This is a genomic window from Gimesia fumaroli, from assembly GCF_007754425.1.
GTDB classification, from domain to species: Bacteria; Planctomycetota; Planctomycetia; order Planctomycetales; family Planctomycetaceae; genus Gimesia; species Gimesia fumaroli.
In genome coordinates this window covers 4,468,654-4,493,493 of sequence record NZ_CP037452.1, presented here as the reverse complement: position 1 = coordinate 4,493,493, position 24,840 = coordinate 4,468,654, and the positions used below count along the sequence as shown (strand labels likewise).

Annotated in this window: 16 protein-coding genes; 6 read left to right on the top strand and 10 right to left on the bottom strand. The window is 50.4% G+C overall.

The window, feature by feature from the left end; genetic code table 11:
- The first annotated feature begins 266 nt into the window (after nt 1-266).
- Together Enr17x_RS16920 and Enr17x_RS16915 are read left to right on the top strand one after the other, a co-directional pair.
- Nucleotides 267-1,595 (top strand): leucine-rich repeat domain-containing protein, encoded by a 1,329-nt coding sequence (locus tag Enr17x_RS16920; protein WP_145310722.1) that lies wholly within the window; start codon nt 267-269, stop codon nt 1,593-1,595.
- A gap of 16 nt (nt 1,596-1,611) precedes the next feature.
- Nucleotides 1,612-2,520 (top strand): uracil-DNA glycosylase, encoded by a 909-nt coding sequence (locus Enr17x_RS16915; protein WP_145310720.1) that lies wholly within the window; start codon nt 1,612-1,614, stop codon nt 2,518-2,520.
- 15 nt (nt 2,521-2,535) lie between these two features.
- Here the strand turns inward: Enr17x_RS16915 and Enr17x_RS16910 are convergent, their stop codons facing one another.
- From Enr17x_RS16910 to Enr17x_RS16900, 3 genes are all read right to left on the bottom strand, one after another.
- Nucleotides 2,536-3,066, bottom strand: a complete 531-nt coding sequence (locus Enr17x_RS16910) for a CBS domain-containing protein (RefSeq protein ID WP_145310718.1) — start codon at nt 3,064-3,066, stop codon at nt 2,536-2,538.
- A gap of 331 nt (nt 3,067-3,397) precedes the next feature.
- Nucleotides 3,398-4,438, bottom strand: a complete 1,041-nt coding sequence (locus Enr17x_RS16905; RefSeq protein WP_145310716.1) for an alpha/beta hydrolase — start codon at nt 4,436-4,438, stop codon at nt 3,398-3,400.
- A 27-nt stretch (nt 4,439-4,465) separates the two neighbouring features.
- Nucleotides 4,466-5,104, bottom strand: a complete 639-nt coding sequence (locus tag Enr17x_RS16900; RefSeq protein ID WP_145310714.1) for a TlpA disulfide reductase family protein — start codon at nt 5,102-5,104, stop codon at nt 4,466-4,468.
- Nucleotides 5,105-5,429: 325 nt separating this feature from the next.
- On the opposite strand from Enr17x_RS16900, the gene Enr17x_RS16895 reads away from it, so the two are divergent.
- The gene (locus Enr17x_RS16895; RefSeq protein WP_145310712.1) at nt 5,430-6,668 is read left to right on the top strand and encodes a c-type cytochrome; all 1,239 of its coding nucleotides are present in this window, start codon (nt 5,430-5,432) and stop codon (nt 6,666-6,668) included.
- A 25-nt stretch (nt 6,669-6,693) separates the two neighbouring features.
- On the opposite strand, the gene cls is transcribed toward Enr17x_RS16895, so the two are convergent.
- Nucleotides 6,694-8,124: a cardiolipin synthase gene (gene cls, locus Enr17x_RS16890; protein WP_145310710.1), complete on the bottom strand. Its 1,431-nt coding sequence runs from the start codon at nt 8,122-8,124 to the stop codon at nt 6,694-6,696.
- Nucleotides 8,125-8,382: 258 nt separating this feature from the next.
- Here cls and Enr17x_RS16885 point away from each other — a divergent pair, with 258 nt between their 5' ends.
- On the top strand, nt 8,383-14,583 hold the full coding sequence (locus Enr17x_RS16885; protein WP_232100753.1) for an alpha-2-macroglobulin family protein: 6,201 nt from the start codon (nt 8,383-8,385) through the stop codon (nt 14,581-14,583).
- A 2-nt stretch (nt 14,584-14,585) separates the two neighbouring features.
- Here the strand turns inward: Enr17x_RS16885 and Enr17x_RS16880 are convergent, their stop codons facing one another.
- From Enr17x_RS16880 to Enr17x_RS16865, 4 genes are all read right to left on the bottom strand, one after another.
- A complete protein-coding gene (locus tag Enr17x_RS16880; protein ID WP_145310708.1) occupies nt 14,586-16,562 on the bottom strand; it encodes an ArnT family glycosyltransferase in 1,977 nt (658 codons plus the stop codon).
- Nucleotides 16,563-16,737: 175 nt separating this feature from the next.
- Nucleotides 16,738-17,139: a hypothetical protein gene (locus Enr17x_RS16875; protein WP_145310707.1), complete on the bottom strand. Its 402-nt coding sequence runs from the start codon at nt 17,137-17,139 to the stop codon at nt 16,738-16,740.
- 129 nt (nt 17,140-17,268) lie between these two features.
- Complete coding sequence (gene mutS, locus Enr17x_RS16870; protein ID WP_145310705.1) at nt 17,269-19,869, bottom strand: DNA mismatch repair protein MutS; 2,601 nt, start codon at nt 19,867-19,869, stop codon at nt 17,269-17,271.
- 55 nt (nt 19,870-19,924) lie between these two features.
- Nucleotides 19,925-20,941 (bottom strand): ribose-phosphate diphosphokinase, encoded by a 1,017-nt coding sequence (locus Enr17x_RS16865; RefSeq protein ID WP_145310703.1) that lies wholly within the window; start codon nt 20,939-20,941, stop codon nt 19,925-19,927.
- 264 nt (nt 20,942-21,205) lie between these two features.
- Here Enr17x_RS16865 and serC point away from each other — a divergent pair, with 264 nt between their 5' ends.
- Nucleotides 21,206-22,291 carry a 3-phosphoserine/phosphohydroxythreonine transaminase gene (gene serC / locus Enr17x_RS16860; RefSeq protein ID WP_145310701.1) on the top strand — a complete coding sequence of 362 codons (1,086 nt, stop codon included), beginning with the start codon at nt 21,206-21,208 and terminating at the stop codon, nt 22,289-22,291.
- The gene (locus Enr17x_RS16855; protein WP_145310699.1) at nt 22,288-23,046 is read left to right on the top strand and encodes a phosphorylase family protein; all 759 of its coding nucleotides are present in this window, start codon (nt 22,288-22,290) and stop codon (nt 23,044-23,046) included. The genes serC and Enr17x_RS16855 overlap by 4 nt, the downstream gene beginning before the upstream one ends.
- A 193-nt stretch (nt 23,047-23,239) precedes the next feature.
- Here Enr17x_RS16855 and Enr17x_RS16850 read toward each other — a convergent pair whose 3' ends face one another.
- Together Enr17x_RS16850 and Enr17x_RS16845 are read right to left on the bottom strand one after the other, a co-directional pair.
- Nucleotides 23,240-24,016: a DUF1559 family PulG-like putative transporter gene (locus Enr17x_RS16850; RefSeq protein ID WP_145310697.1), complete on the bottom strand. Its 777-nt coding sequence runs from the start codon at nt 24,014-24,016 to the stop codon at nt 23,240-23,242.
- Between the two features lie 76 nt (nt 24,017-24,092).
- Nucleotides 24,093-24,833: a DUF1559 family PulG-like putative transporter gene (locus tag Enr17x_RS16845; RefSeq protein WP_145310695.1), complete on the bottom strand. Its 741-nt coding sequence runs from the start codon at nt 24,831-24,833 to the stop codon at nt 24,093-24,095.
- Nucleotides 24,834-24,840: the final 7 nt, after the last annotated feature.

Below are 24,840 nucleotides of genomic sequence, written 5' to 3'. Positions count from 1 at the left end.
GGCGCGTTTATGCCTTTTGAGTATACTCGGTTTGGGTAGGGAATCGCAAGTAGTTGCAGAAAACAGATGCTTTGAATTGCAATGTTTCTGCCAGCGGTCTATTTTGGGGATCATTGTTAGTATCGTAGGAGGGTTCGATGAATCTTTGATGTTGATTGGTTTTCGTCTTGAAAGCTGAAAGACATTTGAGAATCTGTTATGCTCTCTCAAAATGATTTGAACAACTGAATTTATGAGCCGGATCGAGCACAACAAGGGATGTTAGTATGAAAATGAAAGCGATTCTTTCTCTGGTAGGTTTATGTCTGTTAACGGGATGCCCCAGTTCGAGTGCGCCCCCGACTCCTGCCTCTCAAGAAAAGTCGAGCTCAACCGGTGCGGGTGAACAGGCAAAGGATGCGAAACAGAAGTCGGCGGCGGAACCGGATTCGCCTGAAGCCGTTCAGGCATTTAAAGACCTGGATGCGAAGATGGTGCTTTCGGATGATGGACGCGTGCTGATTCTGGATTTGAAAGGCACGAACGCCAAAGATGAGGACCTGAAGCATCTAGAGGGTCTGCCTTCACTGGAGCGATTGACCATCTGGGGCCCCAATTTTACCGATACGGCGACCGAAGAGATCGGCAAGAAGAAAAAACTGTGGTTCTTAAATCTGGAGGCGACCGCCATCGGTGACGAAGGGGTCAAGAATCTGGCTGATCTACAGGATCTGCAGGTGCTTTCACTGCGGGCGACGAATATTACCAATGATGCTTTGAAAGTGGTTGCCGCATTTCCCAAGTTGAAAGACCTGGATCTGCGGTTCAATAAAGAAATCAACGATGAAGGGATGCCGTTGATCAAAGGGATGAAGAACCTGAAAGTGCTCAAGGTACAGGCGACTCAGGTGACCGACGAAGGTATGAAAGATGTCGCGCAACTTCCCAATCTGCAGCGGTTGAATACGTGGGGACGCAATATTTCCGATAAAACGCTGGAACTGCTCAAGGATAAAAATCTGGTTTCGCTGGAACTGGACGATACCGAGATTTCCGATGAGGGTATGAAGCATCTGAAAAACATGACCAACATGGAAGCGTTGCATTTACGGCGGGACTTTGTGGGCAATCCCGGTATTGAGAACATCAAGGACATGAAAAATCTCCAGACACTGCATTTGCGAGATACCGTGGTGACCGATGAAGGGATGAAGAATCTGTCCGGTTTGACAAATCTGACTTATCTCGACTTGGATGAATCAATGATCGGTGACCCAGGGTTGGAACAGATCAAAGATCTGAAGAAACTGACGCGGCTGGGGCTGTGGGGAACGGGAACCACAGACGAGGGTCTGAAGGTCATTTCTGGTTTCACCGAATTGAATCGTCTCAATCTGGAAGGAACACAGATCACCGATGACGGATTAGATGCGTTGTTGCCGCTCAAAAAACTGGAATATCTCAATTTGAGTAAAACAGAAATTGGTGATGCGGGCCTGGAGAAGCTGGCTGCTTTGAAAAATCTCAAAGAGCTTCAGCTCAGTTTCTCTCAAGTGACTGATGAAGGTGTCGATAAGTTCAAAGCTGCAGTGCCGGGCTGTAAGGTGAAACGATAAAGACAGGTCATGCGTCATGAATGAAAGTGCGGACCGACGTTCGCAGCGGGCAGCCCGCCAATTAATTGAAAGCTGGCAACGTGCGGGAGTCACGCATTTGAAGCGTATGGCTCCGGTTCCACAACCGCCTGTCGAAGAAGCTCCCGCGATTCAACCGGCTGCGCCCGTTGTGTCTCAGCCTCCTGAGCCCTCTCCGGTTCAGAGGGAAACACAACCGGTGCTGGAAGCGGGATCACCCCTGCCGTCGGCACCGGCCGAGATCGCGCCCCGTGATGTCGTCAACGAGACTGAAACCCCTCGAAAGGAAATGAGTGTGGCTCGAACAGCAAAATCGAAATTGACCAAAGCCGAACGACAGGCAGAGTTGGAGATCGTTGCCGCGAAGGTTGCGAAATGTAAAAAATGCCCGGAGCTGGCTTCAACACGAACGCAAACCGTCTTTGGCGTGGGGAATCCAAAAGCTAAAATCATGTTTATCGGCGAAGCCCCCGGTGCCGACGAGGATAAACAGGGAGAACCGTTCGTTGGTCGGGCAGGGAAGTTGATGGATAAGATTATCGAAGCCTGCCAGATAAAACGCAGCGACATTTACATCGCAAATATTCTGCGTTGTCGACCGCCGGGAAACCGGAATCCGACAAACGAAGAAGCTGATAACTGCCGTGGATTTCTGGATGCCCAGATTGAGATCGTCGATCCCGACTACATTGTCTGCTGGGGCTCAGTGGCGGCGAAGAATCTGCTACATTCCGAGTTGCCGATCGGGAAGATGCGGGGACAGTTTTATGAGTATGGTCGGGCGCGGGTTGTCTGCACATACCATCCCTCGTATTTGTTGCGTAATCCTTCCGCGAAGAAGAATGTCTGGGATGATATGATTTACCTGTTTGCAGATATGGGCGTAGATTTAAAGGCCCAAAGCTGACAGGTTAGAGGCAGGTTACTTGCATTTGGGGCCGTTTAACTGGAGCAGTTGTTTTCTCAGACTGTAGCGGTTGAGGTGAGGTGGGTTCATCGAAGAAGCAGGTGAATCGGATTCTGCTGTGGATTGTGAATCTGCTACTGATGACTGTTCTTCTGTTGATTCAATTGAATCCAGTGTCATGATGGTGCGAAAGAGATCCCGGCAACTCAGTTTGCCAACCAGTCGACCTTGCTCGGTAACAGCCATGCAGCTATTGCGGCGATCACGAAACAGGTGGGCCAGTTGCAGTGCGTCGTCTTCGGGGGAGAGTGACTCGAGTTGCACATTCATTATCGAGTCGATGGGATCATTCAGATGCTGATGCATCAGTTTGTGCTTGAGAATCGCATAATCGGGTACTACCCCGATGAGCCTTTGTTGCTGATCGATCACATAGATCTCAGCAGATTCAGCCAGGATCATTTGCGTCGCCGCTTCCTGGAGGCTTGTTCCTGTCAGCACACTGACCGGATTGACCGTCATTAAATCGCGAACTCGTACCTGCATAGTTGCTCCCTTGGCAGCTTCCCTTTTTTGAACTGAATCAAAATAGGTTTACTATAAAGACGAATTAAATTCTTTTATCTAACTGAATAGATAAAAAAGCTGGCCCACTGGAAGCTTCAACTGAGCAGAAGACGATCAAGTCATTCTGCAATTGAGGCTATGCTGAAAGAATAAGTTGCGAAGCGACAACATGATGCATTTAATCAACGAAATCTGGATAGAAAAATAGAAACGTCAGTGAATTGAGACAGGTCATACAGATTATAACGGTTGGTGTTTACGCGGCGATTTCCTGTGAATGATCTGCAAATTTTGAGCGCTCAAAAAAATGTTACTGCGGCTTCAAATTCCAGAAATCAAGAACGTCTTCCGCGACCTGTGCGACGACTTTCGGACCTGTGGTGGCTTCGATATGACCTAATCGATGGTGGGAGGATTTTGCCTGCCATTGTTCGGCCAGTGCTTGAATGCGGAATGAGGGAACAAAGCGATCGAAGTCGGCGACGTGCAGGTGGATGGCAGAAGCATCCAGACGGGGCTGCCAGTTGGGGACTACCAGGGGGCGGGTGAGTTGTTCCAGCCGTTCCGGTTCAGTGACATCATCGCCGACACCACGGCGAATCGCGTTTACAACTGTTCCCCCTTCTTCCAGGATATGGAACAGGTCAACGGGGGGGGTGATCGCCATCACGAATTCGAGCTGATCGATTAACAAGGCCGCTGTCAGGGACATCCAGGCACCGTGACTGATGCCCACGAGACCGATCTGATGTCCCTGGTTTTGCAAAGCGAGAATCAGGCTCCAAAGGTCCAGTACGCCTTGACGGGCGACGGTGAGCTGATGATCCAGGTTACCGCCGGCAATCAGTTGTCCGGGACGATAGCCTGCCGGCGTGCGTCGGTAGTTAAACGGGCTGTCCAGCATAACGACATCCACGCCGCAGGGCGTGAGACGTTGTGCAAGCCTGTTAAAACTGCGGATTCCCATCTGCACGATTCCATCGACGGCGACCACGGTATAACGCGGCGATGCTCCCGATTCGCGTGAGACAGCCGTCGATTTCCAGTGGCGGCCTTTTACCAGATCATTCTCAGGAAACGTCGTTTGAATCGAACTGAGGAATTGGAAATCCTCGACCTCGGCGGCATCAAATGTAAGCTTCGATGCCGGTCTTAGTCGGGGCTGATATTCCAGTTGTGCCGCTGTGGGAACGGGCGAAAAAAACGTGGTCAGATCTCCGCTGTGGAGTTCGGGGACCGATTCGCCTGCGTTGGAAACGACCAGCGGTTGTTTCTGGTAATAGAAAAACCGATGCAGGAGATAAAAGCCGAACAGTTCATCAATGCAGGTCGACCAGAGTTTACGGATCATGTTTTCCACTCAATCGAGAAAAGGCGGTTATTCCGGTTTCTGTTTCAGAGTTGTCTCTAAAGCAGTCTCGATATCTGCCTGGGTGAAGCTCTGATCTGGTTCCTTAAAATAAAATTTCTTGACGAGTGATCCAGTTCGATCGTAAATTCGATAATGTGGTAAAGTATCGTTATCAATTCCAAATGTTTTCATTGGATCCTGATCGTCGGATGCTGTCGCCAGTATATTTGTGAACTGGGCATCCTGTTCTTCCAGAAACTCCAAGACCTCTTTTTGCGTGTCTTCATCGGATTCATCCATACTGACGGAAATGACCGTCAGGCCCTGTTCGGCGAATTTCGTTTTCCATTCGACAGTATGATGGAAATTCTTTCTACAAGGAACACACCAGAGCGCCCAGAAATCGACGAGCACGACTTTCCCTTTTTGTTGTTCGAGGATTTCCTGAAAGCCTTTGTCGTCGGATAAGGTCAGTGTGATCTCGATGGTTTTTTCCGGTTTAGATATTTCAGCAGGGGCTTCGACCTCGGTTTGACTGGATGCCTCTGTTTTTGTGCTCTCTGGTTTGGATTCTTTTTGGGCGGTACATCCAATGGAAAACAAGAGCAGTGTCAATGCGAGGATGATGGGGAACTGGTTTCGGCAGGTGGAATGTGTTGCGATCATGTTTCGTCCCTGAACGTCGGAAAAAATTTTAAACAAGCTGACTTGCTCTCAAGAGAAAGACAGTCACGATGAATTATTGTTGAGTGGTACGGTGCTAGCCGCCCGAAATATTATCTGGCATTGTACCGGTGGCTAGCGCCATTCCGCTCAATTCTGTTCTGATCCAACCAGTGAATTATCGTTCTCTTTCAAGTTGAACTGGCTAAATTTTAAACAAAAACGGGAAATGAACATAGTGTGCGGCCTGCTATCTTCAGTAAGATTAGGAATCAGATTTCATTTTAGCATCTAAGGCCGAGCCTCTGGCATAGACAGGATACGAACCATGATCACCGGGAGTAGACTCAGCAGTATTAGTGCGGTGATTGTATTATTGTTGGTCAGTATTCCGTCGGCGGTTATGGCGATGAAACCTGCTCTCTCGCTGCCGATTGAAGACCTGGAAAACGCTATTCTGGAAGAAGTGTCTCCGGGGGATTATCGGATTTTGGTCGAAGGCCAGCCTCTGGAACGAATGACGGGGGCTGAATTTCCCGCGTTACGCAATCTGGAAATCAAATTACAAAACAAAAATCTTCGTGAAAAGCAGGCAGACCGCACGATCAATGCATTGCTGATCGCGATGGCACGGATCGCTGACGAACCGACGTTGATCTATCTGCATGAACTGTATGAGTCCTATCCGGAACGTCGGAATGATGTGGCGGAAGCCATCAGCTGGTATGCCCGGGAAAATCAGCGGCGGGATGCAGACTGGCGAATTTTAGTTCGTTCTCTGAATATGGTTGAAGGAGAGCAGGCAAAAGCAGTCATGAAGACGTTAGCGAAATTTCGTCGACGCTCGAATAAAGCCCAATGGATTCGCCAGGCCATTCTGGTCGGACTGGAACAGGATGCGGAAGGGCAGCAACTTGCCTCTGATCTGTTAGAGCATTGGACGGGAAAGCAGTTGAAACAGCTGACTAGTGAGAAGCAGTCGCCGATGCTTGCCTGGCAGAAATGGTTTGCGGAAAAATATCCTGATGAGTTGGCTGCAGTCCTCCCGGTTGAAGCGAAAGACAGTCGCTGGAAATATCAGGAATTACAGAGCGAGTTGCGGAAGCGATCCAAGAAATCTTTTGATTTGAAACTGGGTGAGAAGGCGTATGTCAAAGCAACGTGTGTGAAGTGTCACCGTTATGGGAAACTGGGAGAAAAAGTGGGACCCGATCTGACGCACGTCAGTCGCAGATTACAGCGGAAAGAAATAATGACGGCTACCATCTTTCCCTCGCACTTTGTGTCAGAAGAGTATCCGACATTCACAATTATTACAGAGGCTGGTAAAACATTGACGGGCATGATGGGAGCGGCGGGCCCGGATCAGATCATGTTGTTAACTAGCGAAGGCACGAAGCAACTGGTTAACAAAGACGAGGTCGACGAGATTATTCCCGTGAAAAAGTCATCAATGCCGGAAGGATTGCTGAATCTGTTGACCAAGGAAGAAGCGATTCAGTTATTTGGCTATCTGACAACATTACCTGAGGGGGCTTCACAGGGATATCGGCATACGACTCGATAATCGCGGCTGATCTTAGTTTGCACTGCTACATGACCGGGGCAAACAGCCGACACAGATTTTGTCGTAAAATGACCAGTTTGCTACGTTTCTCCCAATCTTCTTCTCTAATTTTGACGGCACCCAGGAGGTCGTTCTCAATTGATTCTCTGAGTCGCGATGCGAATTTCCGGTCGTAGATGGCCAGGCCGACTTCAAAGTTGAGAATTAAGCTGCGGAAGTCAAAGTTTGCCGTTCCTACCAGTGACCAGCAGCCATCAATGGTCAGCGATTTTGAGTGAATGATACCTTTGTTATATTCATAAATTTCCACGCCGACATCCAGCAGTGAATCGTAATAGGAACGCCCTGCATACACGGTGGTCGGGTTTGCTGATTTGCCGGCGACGAGCAGTGTCACCTTGACTCCTCGTTGGGCAGCCGATTCGAGAGCGGTCGTGAGTGATTCCGGCGGAACAAAATAAGATGTTGCCAGTACAATGCTGTCACGCGCTTCATTGATTGCGGCGAAAAACAGGGTCAAAAAGACATCGGCGTTTTTTTCCGGCCCTGAAGAAAGTGTTTGCGCGGTGATGTTCCCGGTTGTGGAAGGATGAGGATAGTACTGAGGCTGAGTTAAGGCTTCACCCGTCGCAAAAAACCAGTCCTCGGCAAAGACCTGCTGTAACTGCAGTGCTTCGGGACCTTCGATTTTGAGGTGCGTATCGCGCCAGAACCCCAGGACGGCGTCCTGTCCCAGGTATTCATCGCCGATATTCATACCGCCCGTAAAAGCGATCTTACCGTCGACGAGGACCAGTTTGCGGTGATTCCGTAAATTGAACGACCATCGTTCTCGAAAACTGGCACCGGGAAGAAACGGTGCCACCTGAATTCCCGCTTCCAGCATCGGTTTGAAAAAACGATTACGTAAATTCAATGAGCCAAAACCATCATACAGAAATCGAACTTCGACTCCCGCTTTTGCTTTTTCAATGAGCATATCACGTATGAGTGTACCGGAGCGATCTGGCTGCCAGATATAGTATTCCAGGTGCAGAGAGTGCTCGGCGTTCATAATTGCCTGTTTGATCAACCCCAGTGTGCGATTTGTGTCGTTTAAGAGTTCGATCTGGTTTCCAAATGTGGGCACCGTGTGTGTGATGTTCTGTGCCAGCCTCATCAAATTCTGATTAAGCGGCAGATAGTCTTCCCGGGAGAGCAATTGATTTTGTATGACTTGCGGAAGCTTGGGTGCGAGCGACTGATTGGCTTTTTCTTTGGAGAGCGAACGTCTCTGGACGCGGTTGATTCCGAAAAACAGATAGATGATGCCCCCCAGGCCGGGTAACAGCAGAATGGTCAGAATCCAGGAGACCGTTGAAACCGGGTGACGTTTCTTTTTCAGCAGGATGTTGGGAATCAGAGCCAGGGTGATCAGATAACCACAGAGCGTTAAAGCTGCTGTCAGCCAATCCATAGAAGTGTCTCTTTATATATAATCTGTGTGAGAAAATTCAGAAAGTGATAAAAGAATTCAGATTATGTCGGAATTGACGCGGTTCTCCTACCTTGATTTGGAGAGATCGTGAAAAATCCGGGAATTCCGGGAACAGAAGGCAAATTCAGTTCGTCAAACAGGCGTAAAATAGTATGATCCCGTCTGAAAAATCAAAACGCAGGTCCCATCTTTAATAATACAGGTTCTATGATGTTGCACTTGAGCATGAAGAAAAATGTGCGATGGTTATTCGTTTTCGCTTCTTTTACATTTCTGGGAGTTTATCTCTTTGCTGACGAGAAAAGTCTCTCTGAAGAACGGGCTGTCGCGCAAAAGTATCAGAAAGAGGGCAATTTTCGGGATGCCTGGCAGCTCTATCAGAAACTGGCACTGCAGAAAAGCAATTCCGATCAGGGAGTCGTGCATGATCTGCAGGCAGGCATTCAATGTCTGAATCGACTCAATCGTGTGAACGAGATCGATGCGTTTCGCGAATCGGTTTTAAAAACTCATGGAGACCAGCCCCGTGTCTTATGGAAGGTGGCGGAAAGTTATATTCAGGGACCGCACTTTGGCTTTATCATTGATGGCAATTTCACTCGCGGCCAACAAAGGGGAGGCCGTCAGTATGTGAATACTCAGGAGCTGGATCGACTAAGTGCTCTGCGATTGATGACCCGGGCGGTCGCTCTGTTAAAGAACAACGAGGATGCCGTACTGGCTTCCGACATTCATTATGATTTTGCCGCGTATTTGATGAAGGGGCGCGAGGGGAGAAATGCCTGGAAACTGCAGGAATTGACCGATTTGAATCAGACTCCCGATTACGACAATCTTCAGGGGACGTCGGGTGGTGGCTTTGGACGTGGCTTTGGACGTGGCTTTGGAAGCAGAATGTATGGGGCACTGGCAGCAGGACCTGAAGGGGCGCCCGTTAATGAAGCAGGTGAGCCGATTTATTACCGCGTCCCTCAATCGTATGAAACGGCTACGAATGATGGTGCCCGCTGGCGGTGGATGCTGGAGCAGTCTGTGAAACTGAATTCCAAACGGCAGCAGGATATGCTTCTGAAAGTCGCCGATTTCAATCGGAGTCAATTTGGCGTGCAGACCCTGCAGAATTACATGCCTTACTTTTCAAGACGGACCGTGGTTCAGGGAGATCAGGAAGAAGAACAGATCAATCCCTTTTCTCTGGAAAGCCTGAAACAGACCGAGACACTGGCCCGGCTGGCGACCGGAATCAAGCGGTTCAACCTGCCGGACGATGTGAATTTTATCCGTCTGTATCAGCAAGCGGTCGAACTGGGAAAAAGCTCAGACGGCGAGACGGCATTAGCCAGACTCACGAATGTGTTTGAGAATCGTCGACAGTATCCTGAGGCAGCGAAGTATTTACAGCAGAGTATTCAAACGTATGGTGATTCTCATCAGCATAAAAAAGAACAATTAAATCAGATTATTGGTGACTGGGGGCAGTTTGAACTGAATCATACTCAGGTCGCCGGTCAGGGTGCGAAAGTCGATTATCGTTTTCGAAACGGTAGCCATGTCGAATTCGAAGCATATGAAGTCCATGTCGACAAATTGCTGGATGATGTGAAAGCGTATCTGAAATCGCGTCCGGCAGAACTGGATTGGAACAAAATCAATATCTCCAATATCGGATATCGCCTGGTTCACGAACAGCAGAAGAAATACCAGGGGAATCTGGTTTCGCGTTGGGGGTTGGATTTGAAGCCGCTCGACGGGCACCGCGATCGACAGATTACGGTGACGACGCCGCTACAAAATGCGGGCGCTTATTTACTGATTGCCAAAATGAAAAACGGCAATACCAGTCGAATTATTGTCTGGCTGGACGACACCGCAATCATTCACAAACGAATGGCGGATAAAACTTATTATTATGTGGCTGATGCCCGCACAGGAAAACCGGTCGCCGGAGCGAATCTGGAGTTCTTTGGCTATCAGCGAAAACGGATTGCACGGAATCAATATCAAGTAGTGACCGAAAATTTCGCCGAGCAGACTGACGAAAACGGCCAGGCATTTCCGGATGATCAATTGTTAAAACAGCGGTATCAGTGGATTACAATTGCCCGTACGCAAGAGGGCCGTTTTGCTTATACCGGCTTTGATCGATTCTGGTATTCCAATCGACTTCCTGATCCCGATTATTCTCAGCAGAAAATTTATGGCATTACGGATCGCCCGGTCTATCGTCCGGGGCAGAAAGTGGATTTCAAGTTCTGGGTTCGCAATGTCGGCTACGATTTAACTCCCGAGCAGGAAACCCAGTTTTCCAACCAAAGTGTGCAGCTACGGCTGAATGGCCGGAACGGGAAAACGATTTTCGAGAAAACGTTCACCACCGATGAATATGGCGGCGTCAACGGTGACTGGACCATTCCGAAAGATGCCGACCTGGGGCCGTATACGCTGGGACTGAAACTGGTGTTTAAAGACCCCGCACGCGGAAATCGCAACCGGACGATTCGTGGATCTGTTAACTTTCGCGTGGAAGAATACAAAAAGCCCGAATTTGAAGTGCTGGTGGAAGCCCCCGACGAACCTGTCATGCTGGGGGATACGGTTACCGCGAAGATCAAGGCCAAGTATTATTTCGGCAGCCCCGTCACTAATGCGCAGGTGAAGTATAAAGTCACCAGGACTTCGTATAATCAACGCTGGTATCCCTACGACCAATGGGACTGGCTCTATGGTTCCGGTTACTGGTGGTTTGTCGGCGATTACAACTGGTATCCCGGCTGGGCAAAGTGGGGCTGCATCGCCCCCGGTCCCTGGTGGATTCATTCTCGGCCCGGCCCCCCGGAAGTAGTGCTTTCCAATACCGTTGACATCGGCTCGGACGGCGAAGTGGAAATCAAAATCGATACCGCGCTGGCGAAGGCGATTCATGGTGATCAGGATCACAAATACGAAATCACGGCGGAAGTCGTCGATGAATCCCGCCGCACGATTGTCGGTAAAGGTTCGGTCTTCGTCGCACGCGAACCCTTCAAAGTCTTTTCCTGGATGAACCGGGGCTACTACCGTGTGGGCGATACCATGCTCGCTTCCTTCAAGTCACAGACGCTGGATTCCAAGCCAGTCACGGGCACGGGGAAGCTGGTACTGTATCGCGTGACCTACGATCAGCAGGGAGAACCGAAAGAGACCGCGGTTCAGGAATGGGCACTGAACCCGAAAGAAGACGGAACCGCCTCCCAGAAGATGGCGGCGACACAGGCGGGACAGTATCGAATTGCCTACACAGTGACGGATCAAAAAGGGAGCCAGATTGAGGGGGGCTACCTGTTTTCCATTCGTGGCGAAGGCTTTGACGGAAAAGAGTATCGCTTCAATGATCTGGAAATTGTGGTTGAGAAAAAACATTATCAGCCGAATGAAAAAGTGCGTTTGTTGATCAATACGAATCAGCCAGGCAGCACGGTGTTGCTGTTCGTTCGGCCGGTTAATGGCGTTTATCCGAAACCGCATGTGTTGAAGCTGGCGGGTAAGAGCACCGTTTATGAACTGGATCTGACTCGCAAAGATCTGCCGAACCTGTTTGTGGAAGCGGTGACGGTGCATCAGGGCAAAGTGCATACGGTTGCGCGGGAAATCGCAGTGCCGCCGGAAAAGCGGGTGGTTAATCTGGAAGTGGAACCATCGGGAACGGAGTATCTGCCCGGTGAGGAAGCGACCGTGAAATTGAGAGCTACAGATATTGATGGGCAGCCGATCGAGGGTTCTCTGGTCGTCAGTGTGTATGACAAGAGTGTGGAATACATTAGTGGTGGTCCCAATGTGCGTGATATCAAAGACTTTTTCTGGAAGTGGAAACGCTCGCATCATCCCTCGACATCAGACAACCTCAATCGTAGCTTCCACGTGTTATTGAAATCAGGCGAAGCAGCCATGCAGATGCTGGGTGCGTTCGGACATCTGATCCAGGCCACATCGGAGCGAAGATCGGAACTGGGGATGAATGGCTCAGGCTCTGCCTTTGGTGTTGGCGCGATGGATGCGGCTGAAGGACTGATACAAAGTAAAGCACGCGCCATGCCGATGGCGGCGGGAATGGCGAAGAGGGACAGTTTTGCTGTTGCCGCTGCACCCGCTGAGTCAGCGGCCGTTGTGGAACCGGTCGTCCGCGAAAAATTCGCGGATACGGCGTTCTGGAAAGCCGCCATCAATACGGATGCAGAAGGGCGGGCGCAGGTTTCGTTCAAGATGCCGGAAAATCTGACGAGCTGGAAGATCCGCAGCTGGGCGATGGGGCAGGGAACTCAGGTCGGCGAAGGAACGAAGGAAGTCGTCACGCGTAAGAACCTGATTGTGCGTCTGCAGGCACCGCGGTTCTTTGTGGAAACCGATGAGGTGGTGCTGAGTGCGATCGTGCATAATTACCTGAAGACCTCCAAACAAGTGCAGGTTGTACTCGAACTGGACGGCGATACGTTACAGCCTCTGGATGAAATGACGCAGACGGTAGAAATTGATGCGAATGGCGAACAACGCATCGACTGGCGGGTCAAAGCGGTACGGGCCGGGTTCGCTGTGATTCGCATGAAAGCACTGACCGATGAAGAATCGGACGCGATGCAGATGACTTTCCCGGTTAAGGTGCACGGGATTTTGAAAACCGAATCCTATACGGGAATGATTCCTGCCAGCGGAGATGGGGCGCAAATCAGTTTCCAGATTCCGAATCAACGCAAGACGGAAGAGAGCCGTTTGGAACTTCGCTACTCTCCCTCTCTGGCAGGAGCGATGGTCGATGCCCTGCCGTATCTGATCTATTCGCCGCACAAAACGACTGATAACACGCTGTATCGTTTTCTCCCCACGGTGATGACACAGAACATTTTGAAACGCATGGGGCTCAATCTGAAAGAGATCGAAGAGAAACGAACGAACCTGAATGCCCAGGAGATCGGTGACGACAAAGAACGAGCCGAACAGTGGAAACGCTACAAAAATAACCCGGTCTTCAGTCAGTCTGAAGTGGATCTGCTGGTGAAACAGGGCGTCGCCGATTTGACGAGTATGCAGTTGTCCGATGGGGGCTGGGGCTGGTTCTCCGGCTGGCAGGAACGCTCGTCGCCTTACTTTACCGCCCGCATCGTGCAGGGACTGAGCCTGGCGAAACAGAACGGCGTCGCATTAGTCCCCGGCACCTTGGAACGGGGCATCGAGTGGCTCAAAGACTATCAGCAGAAGGAACTGCAGAAACTGCTGAATGCGCCCGCGAAGAAGAAACCCTACAAAGAGACCGCTTCGAATCTGGACGCGTATGTCTTTCTGGTACTGGTGAATGAAAAAGTTATCGACGAAAAAATGTACGATTTCCTCTATCGGGATCGGACGAAACTGTCGGTCTATGCTCTGGGAATGCTGGGGCTGGCATCGCATGAGATGCAGCGGCAGGATCGATTAGACATGATCATGACCAACATGGATCAGTATCTGGTACAAGATCCGGAAAATCAGACGGCGTATTTAAATCTGCCTGACGGAAACTGGTGGTGGCACTGGTATGGGAGTGAAGTGGAAGCGAATGCCTATTATCTGAAACTACTTTCCAAAGCCGATCCTAAAAATCCCAAGGCAGCACAGCTGGTCAAATACCTGTTGAATAATCGCAAGCACGCGACGTACTGGAATTCCGTGTCCGATACCGCGATCGCCGTCGAAGCACTGGCCGAATACTGGAAAGCCAGCGGTGAAGACCAGCCGGATCTGACTTTGGAGATTGTTCTCGACGGTCAAAAACAGAAAGAGGTCAAGATCACGGCCGAGAACCTGTTTACCTTTGATAACAAATTCGTGTTGGAAGGGGACGCATTAACGTCGGGCGCCCATCGGCTGGAAATCCGTAAGCAGGGTTCAGGACCCCTGTATTATAATGCATACGTGACTTACTTCACGAAAGAAAATTTCATTACGGCAGCAGGTCTCGAGATCAAAGTTCAGCGGAAATACTATAAGCTCATTCCGGAAGAAGCTTCCGTCACAGCCGCTGGTTCGCGCGGTCAGGCCGTTGATCAGAAGGTGGAAAAATATCAGCGTCAGGAAATCCTGTCTGATACCATTCTCAAGAGTGGTGACCTGGTCGAGGTGGAACTCGTGTTCGAAAGTAAGAATGATTACGAGTACCTGGTGTTTGAAGATTTTCGGGCAGCCGGTATGGAAGCCGTTGATTTGCGCAGCGGTTATACCTGGCGTGGACTGGGCGCGTATCGGGAGTTCCGTGACGATCGGGCGGTGTTTTATCTTCGACAACTACCGCGTGGGAAACACAATCTGACGTATCGATTGCGTGCAGAAATTCCGGGGCACTTCAGCGGATTACCGACAAAAGGATTTGGCATGTATGCACCGGAACTCAAAGCGAATTCAGATGAGATCAAAGTGAAGATCAGCGATTGATCTCATCTGATCGGTTCCCAGTAAGCGCCGTTCCATCTGCTGAGCCGATTCTGTGCGGCGTCAAACAGATACAGATTGCGGTCTGGGAAAAGGGTTTGCAGCTTTGCTGGTGAATAGAGATCAGGGCGATCGCGGCCGATTAGGATTGCTTGATCTAACTGCGGATCATTGATGACATAATCGATGTGCCGGTCTGAGGGATCGTGTTTTACCAGTATCAGCGCGGGCTGCTTGATCTGCGGGTGCTGGTAAATCATCTGTTGGAACTGGAAGTGTTTGAATTTGGAAAAAGCAACATTATTGACGACGATTTCCAGTTTCGAGACGGACCAGAAAGGGGGAATCGCCGTCAGATTGGTGAGCACCGCGACCAGAGTCAGGCAAGCCCAGAGTCCGCTCATCAAAGGCCGGTCGATGCGATGCCAGATGCGAAACAGGGTTTGTGTGACCCGGGCAAAAATCAGCGCCCAGAGGGGGCCGGTTTCAAACACATAATGCCAATGCATGATGCCGTCGTACCAGTAGGGGATATGAGCGATATGCAGAGAGACGATCGACGCAAAAATAAGCCACCAGCGGCTCCATTGTCTCCATTCGGTGATCAGAAAAATCAGGCCGGCAAGTCCAAGGGGAATGATGCCCAGCGTCCACTGCAGGCTGGCCAGGATCCGGTTTTGCACGTTGCGTGCTGCTAACGCAGGCGTCAGGTTTTCGGCCCATTTGTCGTAATTGTCTAATACTTTCGGTCCGAGTTTCTGTTCGCCCCGAATCACATTGTTAAAGCCGTAAACGTGCCGCGGGGTGTAGATGTCGGTGTAGAGTTGGTAAGGCATTTTCCAGCCACTGCCGGTAATCGACTGGTTGTAAATAAAGAGACCAATCAAACCACAGCCCAGGGGAATTGCCAGCCCTGCGACGAGAGGGTAGACAGAGCCCATTGATTCTGAGGTCGTTTTTTCGGATTTTCGCAGGAAATAATAGCGAATGACTTCGATTCCCAGCCAGATCCCAAAGGGGAGTGCAAAGCTGGCTGCGGTCATCGGGCGACAGAGCATGCCGAACGAGAGTCCCAAACCGGCCAACAAAGCATCGCGAAATGAGCGTGTACGTTGCATCCGCAAGAACGCCCAGAGGAAAAGTGACAGCCCGACCAGAGTAGGATGATGTGCCAACAACAGATTACTGAAAATGGCCATACCCGGGGAGAGGGCGATTATCAGGCCGGCCAGCAAACCAACCCCGTTGCCAGCGAGTTCTCTGCCGGCCCAGAAGATGAAAAACGCGGTGATGGCTCCTGCCAGCCAATACCCCCAGTAAGGATGTCCCCAGGCAACAAAGGGCGCCAGCCAGAGACCGGTCCCCGGAAAATAGCGGCTGGCGAGTTTGCCTTCATTCAAGACATGCACCTGATCGAAAATTTCGGGCGCGCCGGGATGACTGGGAAACGAGGTCTGTCCTGCGAGAAAGGTGTTGGCCTGGAATAGATAGCTATATTCATCATGATAGGCGGGGGGTAGATCGCCCAGTGCGATGTTGAGTTCTTCATTCACGACGTGAGACGCGGTCCAGACACTCAGCAGGAATGAACTGGCGGCGACGAGCATGCTCAATAGGCACGCAAAAAAATCCCGTTGTTTTGAAGCTTGTTTTTCGCGAACCCAGTCAGAAGTGAGTCTGGGGCGAATGACAGTCGAGAAAAAGCGAGAATGAATGGGAGGGCGTAAAAACCAGCAGAGCGGACTGAGTAAGAGTAAAATGAAATACGGCGTCGTATCGACGTTGACGTTAAGAAAAAAACGCGTGAGCCAGGGAAGCTGCTGGTTTTCTGAGTTTACCCGATCCCATTCATAGGGAGTCAGAATCGCGAGCAGCACAATGACAAATAACAGATGGATCAGCGGAATCCAACGGGAGTTCCTGGATCGATTCGGTGACAAATCGGTAGCGGGCCGCGGCGAAGGATAATTTTCCGAATCCATGAGGTGATTATGATTTCTGAATTTCTGGAACCAGAGATGCTTTCAATGGCAGATTTCGTTTCCTGTCTTTCGAAAAGTATAACGGGAGAGTTCTAGAAAAAGAAAGGGCGTGGTCTGCGATTAAACCACGCCCTTTTGGATCTTTTACATTCAAAGCAATACTGTTACGCCGAGCTCAATTTTTGCTTTTACTTTTTCTTTTACTGGCGACTTCCGCCAGAATTTTTGCCAGGTTCGCTTTTTGTTCGGGGGTGAGCACTGTTTCACAGTCCGTTTTCTGCTTGTTGTTTAGTTCTTCCAGTTGTTTTTTCAAGCTGTCGATCTGAGTTTTGTAGCCGGCTTTGATTGCGTAGATTTTGTTTTTTTGTTCCTGTGTCAGATTCAGTTTGCCATAATGAGGAGGAACGCGGCCTTTGGATTTCTTACGTGTGGTTTTCGTCTCTTTGGTGTCTTTTGCGCTGGTTTTCGGTGTACCAGCTTCTTTCTTCTGAGCAGGCACTGAATCTGCGGTACAAACTGTGAGCGCGATTCCTGTGAACAAAACGACAATAAGCCTCAGAGCTTTCTGTTGAAACATGGTATCTCCCGTTGAATCGATATACGTTGACAAAAAATGACACCAGTGTGCCACGTCTGTATATTATTGTGTACGGGTGGTATTTTCTGTTTCAACTGACTGGGACTGTAAATTTGAGAAATATGTCAATTAGTTCAGTTGCTCTCGGATGCGGTATAATTCTTCCAGAGCTGCCAGAGGCGTCATTTCATCGACATTCAAATCTCTGATTTCATCCAATACCGGATGGGGAGCATTGCCGAACAGGGAGAGTTGCTGGTGCGATGATTTCTTTTGCGGTCGCGGCGGGATTGTGGTTTGACCGCTGTCGTCGATATGGTCTTTTTCCAAAGTCGAAAGAATCTGGTTGGCCCGCTGGATGACCTGATCAGGAATGCCGGCGAGCCGGGCGACATGGATGCCGTAGCTCTTATTCGCGGAGCCTTCCACGATTTTATGCAGGAAGACAATTTCACCATCCTGCTCATGAACGGCGACATTCCAGTTGCTGGCCTGCTTGAGTGTTTGTGTCAGCTCGGTCAGTTCATGGTAGTGGGTAGCGAACAGAGTCCGTGCCTTGATTTGATCGTGCAGGAATTCGGTCATTGACCAGGCAAGGGAGATGCCGTCGTAAGTGCTGGTGCCGCGACCAATTTCGTCCAGAATCACCAGACTGTGTTCTGAAGCCGAGTTCAGAATGCGGGCGGCTTCGGTCATTTCGACCATAAAGGTACTCTGACCTTTACTCAATTCATCACTGGCGCCGACGCGGGCAAAAATGCGATCAGCAATGCCGATGCGTGCTTCGCTGGCTGGAATGAACGAGCCGATCTGTGCCATCAAAGTCAGCAATGCTGCCTGGCGGATGTAGGTACTTTTTCCGGCCATGTTGGGGCCGGTGATGATCTGCACGCGTCCGTAGGGATCGCCGAGCAACACATCATTGGGCACAAATTCCCCTGAAGGCTGCAGGCGATCAAGTACGGGATGCCGGCTCTCTCGGATATCGAGGACCGGTTCTTCCGTCATTTCCGGACGCGTGTAGCCTGCATGCATGGCGAGATGCGCCAGGCCAAAGAGGACATCGATTTGTGCCAGGATTTCCGCTGTCTGTTGAGTACGCGGCGCTTCTTTCGCGACGCGTTCCCGCAAGTCATTGAACATGGTCTGTTCCAGTTCGATGGCCCGTTCTTCGGCTTTGAGTACTTTCTCTTCGTACTCTTTCAGTTCCGGAGTAATGTAGCGTTCCTGGTTTTTCAATGTCTGTTTGCGGATGTAGTGTTCGGGAACTTTCGCTGCATGGGCGGCTGAGACTTCAAGATAGTAGCCGAAGACTTTGTTGTAGCCGACTTTCAGATTCGGAATCCCGATTCGCTCCGATTCTTCGTTGCGATAACCGGCGATCCATTCTTTGCCTCCTTTGGAGAGCGAGCGCAGTTCATCAAGCTCTTCACTGAATCCGGGGCGAATCACGCCGCCTTCATTGAGCGTCAATGGCGGATCCTCGATGATCATGGTTTCGATATCGGAACGGACCTCGGCACAGAGGTCGATGCCAGCTTCAAGTTGCTGGAGCAGTTCCGATTTCCGGCCCGAAAGTTTCGCTTTCAATATCGGAAGAAGTGCCAGCGTTTGGGCCAGGAAACTCAGATCGCGGGCGCTGGCTCTACCCGTAGCGATGCGGGCAGTGAGCCGCTGCAGGTCGTAAGTTTTTGCCAGTTGCTCACGGACTTCAGAACACAGGACCGGGTTTTGTGAAAGCTCTTCGACCGAGTCGTGCCGCCTGAGAATTTCAGACAGGCTCGTGAGCGGGTTTGCGATCCAATCTGTCAGCAGGCGGGCGCCCATTGAAGTAACGGTTTCATCAAGGACCGAAATCAGGCTGCCCTCACGTTTGCCTTCGCGGATGGTGCGCGTCAGCTCCAGACTGCGGCGGGTGGCTTCGTCGATGAGCAGTCGATCGCCGCGTTCGTAGGGTTCAATCTGATTGATGTGCGGAATCGAACTTTTCTGGGTTTCCTGAATGTATTCCAGCAGAGCACCGGCGGCGGTAATCGAAGGCGTTCCCTGTTCCAGGTTGAACCCTTCCAGTGTTTTGGTACCAAAATGTTCGAGCAGGCGGCTTTCACATTCGTCTTGGGCGAACGACCAGGAAGGCCGTTCGGTCAGCATGGTATCCAAGTGACCGATGGCGTTTTGCAGCGCGGTATTACCTTCCGCGAAGATGCATTCGGCCGGGTGAATGCGGGCCAGTTCATCCACCAGATGCTCGGCGGTGGTATTGGAAGCCAGAAAGCGACCTGTCGAAAGTTCCAGCCAGGCCAGGCCGATATTGGATTTTCCAAAATAGATACTGGCGAGGAAATTGTTTTCATGCGGATCGAGCAGGGCGTCGTCGGTCAGTGTACCGGGGGTGACCACGCGAGTGACTTCGCGTTTGACCATCCCTTTGGCTTTTTTAGGGTCTTCGACCTGATCGCAGATCGAGGCGCGGTAGCCGGCGTGAATCAGCTTGTAGAGATAGCTGTCCAGCGAGTGGTGCGGGAAGCCCGCCATCGGAACGGGATTGCTGGAATTTTTATCGCGACTGGTGAGTGTGATTCCCAAAATGCGGGCTGCGATTTCGGCATCTTCGTGAAACAGCTCGTAGAAATCGCCCATGCGAAATAATAACAGTGTTCCCGGATTCTGGCTTTTGACTTCCAGATACCGCTCCATCATCGGGGTCAGCTTCTTGCCTGTCTTTGTCATGCGTCCTGATATTTCTCTATGTATTATTTTGGCATAAAGCAATGAGATTAAGTGATTACTTCTTCGGTCTCTTTTCCGGAAACAGCGTGCTGACACTGGTCCGGTCGTGAATGGACCGGATGGCGGCAGCAAAGGAGTGCGCAACCGGAATGACTTCGATATTTTCCGGCAGAGGATCAATCTGCGCTTCAATCGTATCGGTCATAAACATTTTTTTCAAAGGGCTCTTGCCGATACGATCGGCGGCTCCTTTTGAGAGTACGCCATGTGTGACGGCGGCATAGATATCATTGGCGCCCTTCTTCTTCAGAACTTCCGCCATGCTGATCAAAGTGCGGCCCGTAATGGTGAAGTCGTCCACCAGAATAATGTTTTTGCCTGCGACTTCACCAATCACCTCCAGAACTTCCACTGTCTCGGAATGGTCCTTGCGCATTTTGTTGCCGATGACGACCGGCGTGCCTAACAGTTTGGCAAAGTCGGACGCTTCTTTGGCAAAACCAACGTCCGGACTACAGACGACAAGGTTCTCAATATTCATTTTTCGGATGTGGTCGCTGATGACGTGCCGCCCGTAAAGATGATCGACGGGCACGCTGAAGAATCCCTGGATCTGGGGGCTGTGCAGGTCCATGGTCAGCACGCGGTCGGCGCCAGCGACTTCAATCGCATCGGCACAGACGCGGGCGCGAATCGACACGCGGGGTTCGTCTTTTTTATCTCCCTTGGCGTAACTGAAAAACGGGATGACTGCGGTAACCTGTTGGGCACTCGCCCGTTTCAAGGCATCAATCCAGAACAAAAGTTCAACGAAATTGTCATTCACAGGAGAATGGACGCCTTGAATCAGATAGACATCGCGGCCACGTACATTTTCCAGAATACGAACAAAAATATTGCCTTCGCTGAACTGATGGGCTTCGCAGGGTGTCAAACGAACGCCGAGCTCATCGGCGATGGCTTGTGCCAGCAACGGATTGCCTGAGCCCGCCATGATGGTCAGGTCGCCTTGAGGCGGTTGAAAGGACTGGACGCGGGGCCCTCGGGAGAGTGGATTTGGAGAACTAGGCATTAAATAACAGATCAATCAAAGGGGGCGATCACTCGCCGGAAAACATGACTATTCTTGGGAATTCTGGATAATTTCGCTCTACTCCATTTATGAAGAAAAGCAGACTCCATAATATCGATGCTGATTGGCAAAACAAGCGAACGCTTGCCAATATCCTCAAGGATCGTTCCAAGAGGTCCGTTACCGTCCGTATTATTGACACCAAACAGGTTACTCAGGGTTGAACTGAATTTTCAGCCTGCAAAAGATGTTGAGATATCTAAAATGACAGAAAGAATTTACAACTTTTCAGCGGGACCCGCCGCACTCCCATTACCCGTTCTGGAACAGGCACAGAAAGATCTGATTTCACTGGGCGACACTGGAATCGGAGTTCTGGAGCACTCGCATCGTAGTAAAGCTTTCATCGCCGTTTATGAAGCTGCTGAATCCTTGTGTCGAGAAATCGCCGGGATTCCCGATAATTATAAAGTCCTGTTCCTGCAGGGCGGGGCTTCGTCACAGTTTTACATGATTCCGATGAACCTGCTGTCGAAGGATCAGACCGCCGACTATCTGGTGACCGGTTCCTGGTCCAAAAAAGCAGTTAAAGAAGCCAAAGTCTTCGGCAATGTAAATATCGCCTGTAGCAGCGAAGACAAAAATTTTTCTTACATTCCCGAAGAAGTCTCACTGAGTGAGAAACCGGCGTATGTGCATTTTACGTCGAATAATACGATTTACGGGACAGAGTTTGCGACAGAACCCGAAGTTCCAGCGGGCGTACCTCTGATTTGCGATGCGAGCAGTGATATTTTCTCTCGACCCATCGACATTTCTAAATATGGGATCGTTTATGCGGGTGCCCAGAAGAATCTGGGACCGAGTGGCGTGACGCTGGTGATTATTCGCGATGATCTGATTGAGCAGGGACCGACGGACATTCCCACCATGCTACAATACCGGACGCATTCTGAAGCAGGATCGATGTTTAACACGCCGCCGACCTTTGGGATTTATGTGCTGGGGCAGGTTCTCCAATGGTTGAAAGATCAAGGGGGCCTGGAAGCCATTCAGCAGAAAAACCAGGCGAAAGCAGGTAAGCTGTATGATTATCTGGAGCAGAGTTCGCTGTTCAAGCCGACGGCTGCGAAGCAGGATCGTTCGTTGATGAACGTGACCTTCGTGACCGGCGATGCGGATCTGGATGCCAAATTCATCGCACAGGCGACTGCCGCCGGCCTGGATGGACTGAAAGGTCATCGCAGTGTTGGTGGCATGCGTGCCAGTATTTATAACGCGTTCCCGGAAGCGGGCGTGGACAAGTTAATCGAGATGATGAGTCAGTTCGAAAAGGAACATGCTTCTTGAATCCACCCGAAGCTGACAAAGCGCATGCGGATATAGGGCTGGTTTGTGCCTTGCCGATGGAGATCCAGCCCTTTCTGGATCGCTGTGAGCACGTCAAAAAATACACCGGCGGTTCGTATGTGTTTCGGGGCGGATTTCTGGATCGGATTAAGGTAGCGGTCGTGCAAACGGGAGTCGGTTTTGCCCGCGCACGTGCTGCAACTCAGGCATTGATCGATGCGCATTCTCCGCCGTGGGTCCTTTCGGTCGGCTTTTCGGGTGCCTTGAAACCGGGGATGAAAATCGGCGATATTGTTGTGGCGACTTCGGTTTGTGATCTGCATGGTCAGGAAATAAAGAATGACGTGCACTTTCCGGAAGACCCTGAAAAGGGGCTGCATGTGGGGCGGATTCTCAACACGGATGAAATTGTTCGGACGGTGGAAGACAAACTGAAACTGGGCGAGGCGCATCAGGCACTGGCCGTTGACCTCGAAAGTCTGGCCGTTGCACAGGTCTGTCAGGCGGAGAAAAAAGGCTTTATGGCGATTCGGGTGATCAGCGATGATTGCACGGGTGATCTTCCGCCCGAAGTGATGTCCATTTTGGGAGAAACGGGTGCCGTCCGAGCCGGAGCTGCATTAGGAGCGGTCTTCAAACGACCGGAAAGTATCAAAGAGATGTGGAAGATGCGCGGCAACGCGTCGCACGCCGCGACTCGACTGGCCAGTTTCCTGGACGGAGTGGTGGTTCAGCTGTATGAAGCCCGACATTAACCGGAGTTCAATCAGGGGTTTCATCTCTGCGAGATGAAGAACCGGGGTTAACGCCCTGCGGCTAATAAGTCATTCCGGCTGGCAAAGTTTTTAAAACAAGGTCAGCCGCACGGCGTTAGCCGCGGTTAGCACCAATCTTGGTAAACTTCACGTTTCCAGAGAATTACACTCAAAACGGTGAAATAAATGTTCCCTAGAACTCACCAACCACTTCCCCGCCAGCGGGAGTACTGAGTGCTTTTAAAATCGCAGGATCAATATCTTTTGAAAGAAATCGAACTCTACCATCGCTGAACAGGACGTGATTGCCATCGGGAAACAGTGTTTTCTTTCCAGGACCAATGATGTCAATTGGCCTGGCAAGATTCTCAGGGGCACCCCAAGGCTGAAAATGCGCTCCTCGTTCAATCGCTGTGATTGTGTTTGACGTGCCGTCTGTGATCTCCCCGAAAGGAACGCTCTGATTCTTCTTCAACAAAAACTCGTTACCTACGTAATGCGAGAGAGCATAACCTTCTGGTGAATGTTTTTGTTCGATCCAGTCAGCGAGGTACTGAGGGACCTGTTGCTGGAAGGCCTGTTGGTTGACAGGATGATTCCAAGGCTGCTCAAAGTCAATCTGCTGATGAACTCCCCGTTGATCTATGAACGGTAAGATCAAAGCCTGCCAACTATGCAGAGGAGTTTCGTCTGCAGCGATGATCGCGCCTGGAGGAAGTGTATTGTGTTGATCATGATAAAGTAGTAGTGCTGAACTGATTTGTTTCAGATTGTATTTTGATTGAGATCGGCGAGCTTCGCCTCTCGTCTGTTCAACATGGATCAGACCGAAACCAATCAACACCAGGAATATGAGACAAGGGAGACCAATCAGAAATCCTAAAGCTATTAGCAGGGAGAATCGCTTTAGGGGGTGTGGTGTCAAATTGCTTCGATTCTGTTGATCGGTTTTGGGTGGCTCACCTTCCAATTCAGAATTCTCCTAAGGTCACGGCTTAGATTGTTGATTGATGCTATGTATATTTTTTCTTCTTTGCTGGACTGTTTCAAAACTCACCGACCACTTCTCCGCCGTCAGGTGTACTGAGTGCTTTTAAGACTGCGGGATCAACGTCTTTGGAGATATATCGGACTGCGCCATCTCCCAGTAAGATGAAGCTTCCCCCTGTAGAGGGCGTTTTCATATCGGGGCCGATGACTTTGGTGGGGTCTGTTAATGAACTGGGATCGCCCCAGGGTTTAAAATTTTCGGCGATTTCCATGGCGAGGATCGTGTTGGAAGTGCCGTCGCGGATATCTTCGAAACTGATGTTGGTGCCTGGTTTCAGAACCAGTTGATTGCCGACAAAATGCGAGAGTGCATAACCGTCCTTAGAAAATTTCATTTTCACTTTTGGGCTAAGATAGACGGGGATTTTCTGTTGAAAGACTTTCTGATTTGCAGGATCATTCCAAGGCTTTTTCAAGTCAATCTGCTTGAAGAGAAATTCCTGATCGAGAAAGGGAAGAATCAATGCCTGCCAACTGTGCTCGGGGATCCCACTCTCACTGATCATGGCGCCCGGCGGGAGTGTGTGATTCGTCCAATGGTAGTTATGCAGCGCCAGACCGATCTGTTTCATGTTTCTTCTGGTAAGCTGGTGACGTCGGTAACTACGTTCCTGGAAGTTAGAGCGAATTTCATGGTAGATCGGTAAGCCAAAGCCGATCAGTAAAAGAGAAACGAGGACGATCAGCAATACAGGCTGGGGTTTCTTGGTTTTTTTTTCAGAGGTCTCATTTTCCATTTCAGAA

What these genes read in the sequence shown, in the direction of transcription:
- Enr17x_RS16920 (WP_145310722.1), top strand. Translation starts at nt 267, where the DNA reads ATGAAAATGAAAGCGATTCTTTCTCTGGTAGGTTTATGTCTGTTAACG.
- Enr17x_RS16915 (WP_145310720.1), top strand. Translation starts at nt 1,612, where the DNA reads ATGAATGAAAGTGCGGACCGACGTTCGCAGCGGGCAGCCCGCCAATTA.
- Enr17x_RS16910 (WP_145310718.1), bottom strand. Translation starts at nt 3,066, where the DNA reads ATGCAGGTACGAGTTCGCGATTTAATGACGGTCAATCCGGTCAGTGTG.
- Enr17x_RS16905 (WP_145310716.1), bottom strand. Translation starts at nt 4,438, where the DNA reads ATGATCCGTAAACTCTGGTCGACCTGCATTGATGAACTGTTCGGCTTT.
- Enr17x_RS16900 (WP_145310714.1), bottom strand. Translation starts at nt 5,104, where the DNA reads ATGATCGCAACACATTCCACCTGCCGAAACCAGTTCCCCATCATCCTC.
- Enr17x_RS16895 (WP_145310712.1), top strand. Translation starts at nt 5,430, where the DNA reads ATGATCACCGGGAGTAGACTCAGCAGTATTAGTGCGGTGATTGTATTA.
- cls (WP_145310710.1), bottom strand. Translation starts at nt 8,124, where the DNA reads ATGGATTGGCTGACAGCAGCTTTAACGCTCTGTGGTTATCTGATCACC.
- Enr17x_RS16880 (WP_145310708.1), bottom strand. Translation starts at nt 16,562, where the DNA reads ATGGATTCGGAAAATTATCCTTCGCCGCGGCCCGCTACCGATTTGTCA.
- Enr17x_RS16875 (WP_145310707.1), bottom strand. Translation starts at nt 17,139, where the DNA reads ATGTTTCAACAGAAAGCTCTGAGGCTTATTGTCGTTTTGTTCACAGGA.
- mutS (WP_145310705.1), bottom strand. Translation starts at nt 19,869, where the DNA reads ATGACAAAGACAGGCAAGAAGCTGACCCCGATGATGGAGCGGTATCTG.
- Enr17x_RS16865 (WP_145310703.1), bottom strand. Translation starts at nt 20,941, where the DNA reads ATGCCTAGTTCTCCAAATCCACTCTCCCGAGGGCCCCGCGTCCAGTCC.
- serC (WP_145310701.1), top strand. Translation starts at nt 21,206, where the DNA reads ATGACAGAAAGAATTTACAACTTTTCAGCGGGACCCGCCGCACTCCCA.
- Enr17x_RS16845 (WP_145310695.1), bottom strand. Translation starts at nt 24,833, where the DNA reads ATGGAAAATGAGACCTCTGAAAAAAAAACCAAGAAACCCCAGCCTGTA.